Source organism: Treponema sp. R8-4-B8, assembly GCF_054786175.1.
In genome coordinates, this window is record NZ_BDHE01000066.1 from 1 (window position 1) to 2,792 (window position 2,792).

Consider the following 2,792-nt stretch of genomic DNA (forward strand, 5'->3'; position numbering starts at 1 on the left):
ATATATTTTAAAAGATGACAGCATAGAACAAAAACACCGTCCCCGTCACGACGGCCGTCTTCCCATGATTTTGTCAAAAGAGGAGATCAGCAAAATCTTTTCTTTAGAAAAAAATCCCAAACACCGTTTATTGTTGATGCTTGTCTATTCGTCTGGTCTTCGCGTCAGCGAGGTAGTCGCTCTTAAAAAAGAACACATTGATTTATCGCGCAAAGTGATTTACATTCGTCTTGGCAAAGGCAGAAAAGACCGCAGCACTCTTCTTTCCGAGAAAGCCGCCCAATATATTGTTGAGTACTATAAATTTTTTAATATTGATAAATGGGTTTTCCCCGGCCAACCCGCTTCAAAACATTTGTCAATTCGTTCAGCCCAATGCATTTTTGATAAAGCACTTCGCCGTGCCGCTATTCCCAAAGAAATCTCAATTCACGGTCTGCGCCACACTTTTGCCACTCACCTTTTAGAAAGCGGCACTGACATTCGCTACATTCAAGCTCTTCTAGGTCACGCTAATCTTCGTACAACTGAACGATACACCCATGTCGCGCGTCGCAATGTTTTGAACATCAAGAGTCCTCTTGACACGATACCGTAAGTTAGGGTATAAATAACTAACTTGCGTAATACTCCAGTTTTTCGCATTAATACGAAACTTTACTCGTGTTAGCTTGTTGGATGTGGCTTTTTATGAGAGCGGGTTTTTGGTGGAGGGTGGAGTAATTGCGAAATATGGGTATGTGACGTTATGCGACATAGAAAACTAATAGTTTAATAATGGTTGACATAATAGTCTGATTTATTTATTATTGAAAACTATATGGACATTAACGAGATTTCTGAAATATCATATCCTCTGTTAATAAAAAATTTACCGAGTATAGTATCTTCTTTTTCATTATCTATAAATTACAGTAAAGGGAAATTACATCGTTGGAATCGAATGCGAAATAAAAAAGTGATCATGAATGCCTTAATTCCAAAGGAAGTTGAAAATTATATTATAGAAAGAATTAAAAACATGAATGAATTTATAGAATCAAAGGTAAATATAGTAACGCTAATAAAAACAATCTGGTATATTTCTTACATTCCATTTGAAAACGCAATAATTGAATTAATAAATGACTATCTAAATATTATTAAAAACAAAATAGAAAAGGATGTTATTATTATTTTTGATAATCTAATGAGAAAAGCGGAACGCCCGTTTAATACTTTTTTTGCTGGTGATTTAGCATGGCTTTTAGCTATTTACTTAAATACATTTATAATGAATTCAAAATTATTTACATATCGTAATAGGAATATGGAATCTAATTTCCCTCAGAACCAATGTTTCCCTTTTCATAATTATTGCAAGCAAATATTTGAAATTAATGATTTTGATATATTTAAGGATATAATCAATTACACAGAAAATGATTATATTTTGTACATAACAAAAACTATGTGGAAACCATACGATATTGATAAATTGGAAGGAATAGTCAAAAAAAAATATAATTTGAATCAGAAAATAATAGTTTGGGAATTAAAACCACATAAAATAATGCCTTTAGAAAAATACAGAATTCATTTTATCCAAGGTTTTTCTGAAAAAAATTTAACAATAATTGAAGATATAATAAGAGGAACAGAATAATCATAAAAGTTTTCTACGTCGCATAACAGGTCTGTTTACGCTTCGCCGCCTTACGGCGGCTCGGCTTCCGTAAAACCGTGTTCGGGCTAAAGCCCTCTGCACGGTTTTACTCCAGCACAGTTGGGGCAGGGGTCAATGCTCCGCATTGCCCTATAACCTGCCCCAACCGTCGTAAACAGCCGGAACGTTAAATGCCATTTGCCTGTAGGCTTTTTTAAGAGTTACAAGCGTTGCATTGGTTACAGAAAGATTAAGGGGTTTTTATTGAGATAGAACATAACGGCGACAAACTATGGTAATCAGTGCAGATAAGATATAAAACTATGCGGCTTCGCCGCAGTTGACAAGATTTTGTGTAAATATTGGCGGGCTATGCCCGCCCCGCCTTGCGGCGGAATATGGTGTAAAAATAGCCCGTATGGGTTATTAATAAATGTCGGCGGACATTATACGCATAGGAGAATAGTATATGAAGAAATTAGGAATTGGTTTGATTATTGTCTTTTTGGGAGTATCTTGTGTGCAAAATAAGGCTGAGGCTCAGTCTAATAATGATGCACAACGGATTATTGGTACTTGGAAAACGATAATTGGTTCAGATTCAGATGGTACTCGTACTGTAACATATACATTTAATGCTAACGGTTCATATGTCTATACATTGAATGATACTGGTTATCAAAGAAAAGAAAATTATAGCAACAATGGTAATTACTTTGTAAATAGTTCAAGAATAATATTTACAACTGATAATTCTGATGCAAATGTATATGAATTCTATTTATCTTCTGACGGTAAAATACTATTCTTAAGCTCTGGTATTAATAATGCTTCTGGACGGTGGTATAATAAACAATAAAAATTTGTGTGAGGCAAACGGCATTTAACAGGTCGGTAAAAGTACGCCCCTTCGGGGCTAGGCTACACAAAAGCGTGTTCGGGCTTACGCCCTCTGCACGCTTTTGTTCCGCCACATTTGGGGCAGGGGTCGTTGCTACGCAACGCCCTATTACCTGCCCCAAACGTCTTTTACCGCCGGAACGTTAAGTGCCATTAGTCCTAAACTTTATTGAGGAATAATTGCATTAATGGTTTTAAGAATGTGCCTTCGGCACGGTAGGCAAATTTTGTAATTAATGTGGGCTTC

3 protein-coding genes are annotated in these 2,792 nt (G+C 35.9%); all 3 read left to right on the forward strand.

The annotated features are described in order from the left end of the window. On the forward strand, positions 1-598 hold a 598-nt coding region (locus tag ACYVRA_RS06195), incomplete at its 5' end, for a tyrosine-type recombinase/integrase (RefSeq protein ID WP_461251878.1). A 222-nt stretch (positions 599-820) separates the two neighbouring features. Continuing rightward, positions 821-1,645, forward strand: a complete 825-nt coding sequence (locus ACYVRA_RS06200; protein WP_461251879.1) for a hypothetical protein — start codon at positions 821-823, stop codon at positions 1,643-1,645. 469 nt (positions 1,646-2,114) lie between these two features. Further along, complete coding sequence (locus tag ACYVRA_RS06205) at positions 2,115-2,504, forward strand: hypothetical protein (protein WP_461251880.1); 390 nt, start codon at positions 2,115-2,117, stop codon at positions 2,502-2,504. Positions 2,505-2,792: the final 288 nt, after the last annotated feature.